Origin of the sequence: Streptomyces sp. NK15101 (genome assembly GCF_020400725.1) — a bacterium.
GTDB lineage: Bacteria > Actinomycetota > Actinomycetes > Streptomycetales > Streptomycetaceae > Streptomyces.
In genome coordinates, this window is record NZ_JAINVG010000179.1 from 1 (window position 1) to 4,372 (window position 4,372).

The 4,372-nt window shown below is 74.9% G+C and carries 4 protein-coding genes and 1 pseudogene; 3 read left to right on the forward strand and 2 right to left on the reverse strand.

What is annotated here, in order from left to right; genetic code table 11:
* Nucleotides 1-555, forward strand: a pseudogene (locus K7G60_RS38310) (hypothetical protein); the annotation flags it as partial.
* A 15-nt stretch (nt 556-570) separates the two neighbouring features.
* A complete protein-coding gene (locus tag K7G60_RS38315; RefSeq protein ID WP_225805586.1) occupies nt 571-1,749 on the forward strand; it encodes a winged helix DNA-binding domain-containing protein in 1,179 nt (392 codons plus the stop codon).
* Here K7G60_RS38315 and K7G60_RS38320 read toward each other — a convergent pair.
* Nucleotides 1,743-2,372, reverse strand: a complete 630-nt coding sequence (locus K7G60_RS38320) for a MarC family protein (RefSeq protein WP_225805587.1) — start codon at nt 2,370-2,372, stop codon at nt 1,743-1,745. The genes K7G60_RS38315 and K7G60_RS38320 overlap by 7 nt on opposite strands.
* A gap of 130 nt (nt 2,373-2,502) precedes the next feature.
* On the opposite strand from K7G60_RS38320, the gene K7G60_RS38325 reads away from it, so the two are divergent.
* A complete protein-coding gene (locus K7G60_RS38325) occupies nt 2,503-2,919 on the forward strand; it encodes a YciI family protein (RefSeq protein WP_225805588.1) in 417 nt (138 codons plus the stop codon).
* A 2-nt stretch (nt 2,920-2,921) separates the two neighbouring features.
* Here the strand turns inward: K7G60_RS38325 and K7G60_RS38330 are convergent, their stop codons facing one another.
* Complete coding sequence (locus tag K7G60_RS38330; RefSeq protein WP_225805589.1) at nt 2,922-4,334, reverse strand: DHA2 family efflux MFS transporter permease subunit; 1,413 nt, start codon at nt 4,332-4,334, stop codon at nt 2,922-2,924.
* Between the last annotated feature and the right edge of the window lie 38 nt (nt 4,335-4,372).

Sequence of the window (4,372 nt, forward strand, 5' to 3'; positions counted from 1 at the left end):
AGCGGCGGAGCGGCGGAGCGGCGGAGCGGCGGAGCGGCGGAGCGGCGGAGCGGCGGAGCGGCGGCCGACGGTCGCGCGCAGGTCGTCGCGGTGATCGAGGACGCGGACGAGGACGCAGGCGCGGGCGCCGGTCCGGTCGGCCTGCTCGGCTTGGCCGTGGGGGCTGTGGGGGCCGTGGAGCCCGTAGAGTCCGCGGCCGTCGCCGCCCTCCGCCCCGGCCTGCTCCACCGGCTGGTGACCGTGGCGGGGTGGGCGCACACCGAGGGCGTCGAGGGGCCCGTCCCGAACAGGCCGCCCACGCCGGGCGTCCCACGGCACGTGGCGCGCGACCTGAGGGTCGGCATCCGCGCGCTGCCGCCCCGGACCGCGGCGGAGACGCCGGTCGCCGGAGGCACGCGGGACGCCACCGTGCCGATGGGAAACGGCCGGGATCCGCACGCGGCGATCGCCGGCGGCGCGTACGCGGAGGTCGACGCCGGTCACGTCCTGTCCTTCGAGAAGGAGGACGAATCCGTGAAGACGGTGACGGAGTCGCCCCGCTCGGCCGCCGCCTGAATCCATGATGGGCCCATGGGAGACACCAGGTTCATCGGCGCGGCGGAGCGGCGGGCCCGGCTCGGGGTGCGGCACCGGCTGGCGGGGAGCGCGCGGGCGGGATCGGCGGCGGAGGTCGGGGACGCGCTGGTGGCGCTGCACGGGACGGATCCGGCGAGCGTGTTCCTCGCGGTGGCGGCCCGGCTGGCCGGGGGCGTCGATCCGGTGGGGGCGGTGGAGCGGGCGCTGTACGAGGACGGGGTGCTGGTCCGGATGCACGGCATGCGGCACACGGTCTTCGTCTTCCCGGCCTCCCTCGCCGCCGCCGTCCAGGCCTCGACGACCCGGCCGGCGGCCGTCCGTGAACGCACCACGCTCCTCAAGCACCTGGCGGCCGGCAGCGCCTTCGACGGGGCCTGGCTGGCGGAGACCGAGCGGCTCGTCCTCGCGGAGCTGGCCGCCCGGGGCGAGGCGACCGGGACCGAACTCGGTTCGGCCGTACCGAGGTTGAGGTCGACGTACGTGTACGGGCCGGGCACCCGCCAGGAAGGGACGCAGTCCGTGGCGAGCCGGGTGCTGCGGGTGCTGGGCATGGAGGGCCGGATCGTACGGGGCCGGCCGCAGGGGACGTGGACGTCGAGCCGCTTCCGGTGGGCGCTCGCCGGGGCCCACCCCGTACTGGATCCCGCGGAGGCGCGGGCGGAGCTGCTGCGGCACTGGCTCGGGGCGTGCGGGCCGGCGACCGAGGCGGACCTGACGTGGTGGACGGGGTGGAGGGTCACGGACGTCCGCAAGGCGCTCGTGGCGGTGGGGGCGCTGCCGGTGACGGTGGACGGGGGGACGGGTTTCGTCCTTCCTGAGGACCTCGGGCCCGTGCCGGAGCCGGAGCCGTGGGCGGCGCTGCTGCCCGCGCTCGATCCGACGGCGATGGGCTGGCAGGGCCGCGACTGGTACCTGGACCCGGCCCATCGGGCCGCGCTGTACGACCGCAGCGGGAACATCGGGCCGACGGTGTGGTGGAACGGCCGGATCGTCGGAGGCTGGGCGCAGCGCCCGGACGGCACCGTCGCCCACCGGCTCCTCGCCGACGTGGGCGCGGACGCGGAGCGGGCGATCGGGGCGGAGGCGGCGCGGCTCGCGGAGTGGGTGGGGGACGTGCGGGTGACGCCCCGTTTCCGGACGCCGCTGGAGCGGGAGCTCAGCGCCGGTCAGTGACGCAGGCCCAGGCTTCGGACGCCCAGGTCGAAGAGCCCGTCGAGGACCAGGTCGACGCCGACGGCGGCGAGCAGCAGGCCCAGGAGGCGGCCGAGCAGCTCGATCGTGGCGTGGTGGGTGCGGCGCAGGATCCGGGCGAGGAGCAGGACGCAGACCAGGTCGAGGGCGATGACGGCCACGTACGCGCCGACCACCGTCGAGCGCCAGCTGAAGGAGTCGCGCTCGGCCGCCTCGATGAGCACGGCGGTCATGGCGAGCGGGCTGACGACGTACGGCATGAGCAGCTCGCGCACCCCGCTGACCAGGTCGGGGGCGTCGTGGTGGGCGCCGTCGGAGCCGAGGTGGAGACCGAGGACGAGACCGACGGCGTAGATGAAGAAGATGACCCCGCCCGCCAGCTGGAGGGCGGGGGTGCTGATGTGGAAGAGGTCGAGCAGCCAGGGTGACGTGGTGCCGGTGACGAGGCCGACGAGGACGGCCGCGCCGGAGGAGATGAGCGCGATGGTCCGCAGCTGGCGGACGTCGTGGACCTGGGCGAGGCCGGCGAAGGCGAGGAGCACCTTCGGGGGTCCGACGACGGAGAAGAAGGCGATGAAGGCGGCGGAGAAGGTGAATGCGTTCACACCGGAATCATGGGGCGGTCGGGTGATTTCTTCCGTTTTCCCGGTTTCCGTCCGCGCGGTGTCGAGAACGGCGGCCCGGCTCCGACTGTGCTGCGAGAGGCAGACCGGCCTTGTGAGCGAGGAGGACGTCATGAAGTACCTGGTGATGGTGCAGGGGTCGCAGGCCGACTACGAGGCGATGGCGGGCCGTGGCTCCGCGCAGAGTCCCGCCTGGGACAAGGCGCAGCTCAAGGCGATGTTCGACCACATGAACGCGATCAACGAGGAGGTGTCCGCGAGCGGCGAGATGGTCGACGCCCAGGGCCTCGCCGCCCCGTCCACGACCCGTTTCGTCACGGTGGACGCCGACGGGAAGCCGCTCGTCACCGACGGCCCGTACGCCGAGACCAAGGAGGTCCTCGCCGGTTACTGGGTCCTCGACTGCGCCTCCCTGGACCGGGTCACCGAGATCGCCGCCCAGGTGGCCCGCTGCCCGGTCCCGCCCGGCTCCCCGGACTACCCGGTGGTCATCCGCCCGATCGACGAGACGGGCCCGACGCAGGACTGAGCTCAGTGCATCCCGTGGGCCCCGCCGGTCGCGTGGGGCCTGCCCCGGGGGATGAGGAGGGGGGCCGTCAGGGCTGCCGCCGTGGCCGTCAGGGCGCAGGCCGTGAAGGCGGTGGTGAAGCCGGTCGGGGTCGGGGGCGTGGTGCGGAGGGCGAGGGTGGAGGCGAGGGCCACGCCGATCGTGCCGCCGACCTCGTGGAAGGTGTTGACGATGCCCGACGCGAGGCCGGCCTCGTGCGGGTGGATCAGGCCGAGGGCGGTCGTGGTCGCCGCGACGAAGACCGCGCCCAGGCCGAGCGCCGCCGTGGACAGGGCCGGCAGGAGGGTGGTCCACGGGCCGGCGGCCGGGGTGAGGAACGCCAGGGGCAGGCAGCCGGCGGCCGCCAGGGCCATGCCGCCGGTGGCACAGGCGCGCGGGCCGGCGGTCGTGACCAGGCGGGAGCCGAGGTGCGCGCCGATCGCCGTGGTGAGGGCGACCGGGAGGAAGAGGAGGCCGGTGCGGAAGGCGTTCAGGCCGTCGACGTGCTGGAGCCGCATCGAGCCCAGGAAGAAGAACGAGATCAGGAGCGCGGTCGCGACCAGCATGAGGAGGGAGCCGGCCACGACCGGGCGCCGGGTCAGCATCCGCAGGTCCATGAGGGGCGTGCGGGTCCTTCGTTCCACCGCCGCGAACCCCGCGTAGAGGGAGGTCGCGCCCAGGAGCGGCAGCAGGGTGGTCGGGGCCGTCCAGCCGGAGTCGCCCGCCCGGACCAGCCCGTAGACGAGCGCGCCGGTGGCGGTGGTGACGAGGAGGGCGCCCGGGACGTCCAGGTGGCGGGTGGGCGTCGGGGCCGGGTCCTTCGGCAGCAGCCCGGGGAGCACGGCCAGGAGTGCCAGGCCCGTCGGGACGTTCGCGTAGAAGATCCAGGGCCAGCCCGGGCCGGACGTGAGGGCGCCGCCGAGCAGGACGCCGACGGCCGATCCGGTGCCGCCGACGGCCGCCCAGACGCCGAGCGCCCTGGCCCGTTCGGGTCCGTGGAAGGCGGTGGTGACGAGGGCGAGCGCCGCCGGGGAGAGGAGCGCGGCGCCGATGCCCTGGGCCACGCGGCCGGTCAGGAGGACGGTGGCGTTCGGTGCGAGTCCGCAGGCGAGCGAGGCCGCCGTGAAGAGGGCGAGTCCGGCGAGGAGGACGCGGCGGGCGCCGAGGGTGTCCGCCAGCCGTCCGCCGAGGAGCATCAGGCCGCCGAAGCAGAGGGTGTAGGCGGTGACGACCCAGGTCAGGGCGGTGCGCCCGAGGTCCAGGTCGGCGGCGACGGCGGGCAGGGCCACGTTCACGACGGTGACGTCGAGGATCAGCATGAACTGCGCCGCGCAGAGCAGCGCGAGGACTGTCCAGCGGCGGGCGCGGACGTCGGCGGGGGCGGTGTCGGTCGACATAACTGAACTGTACGGCACAGTACAGTTGAACTCAAGAG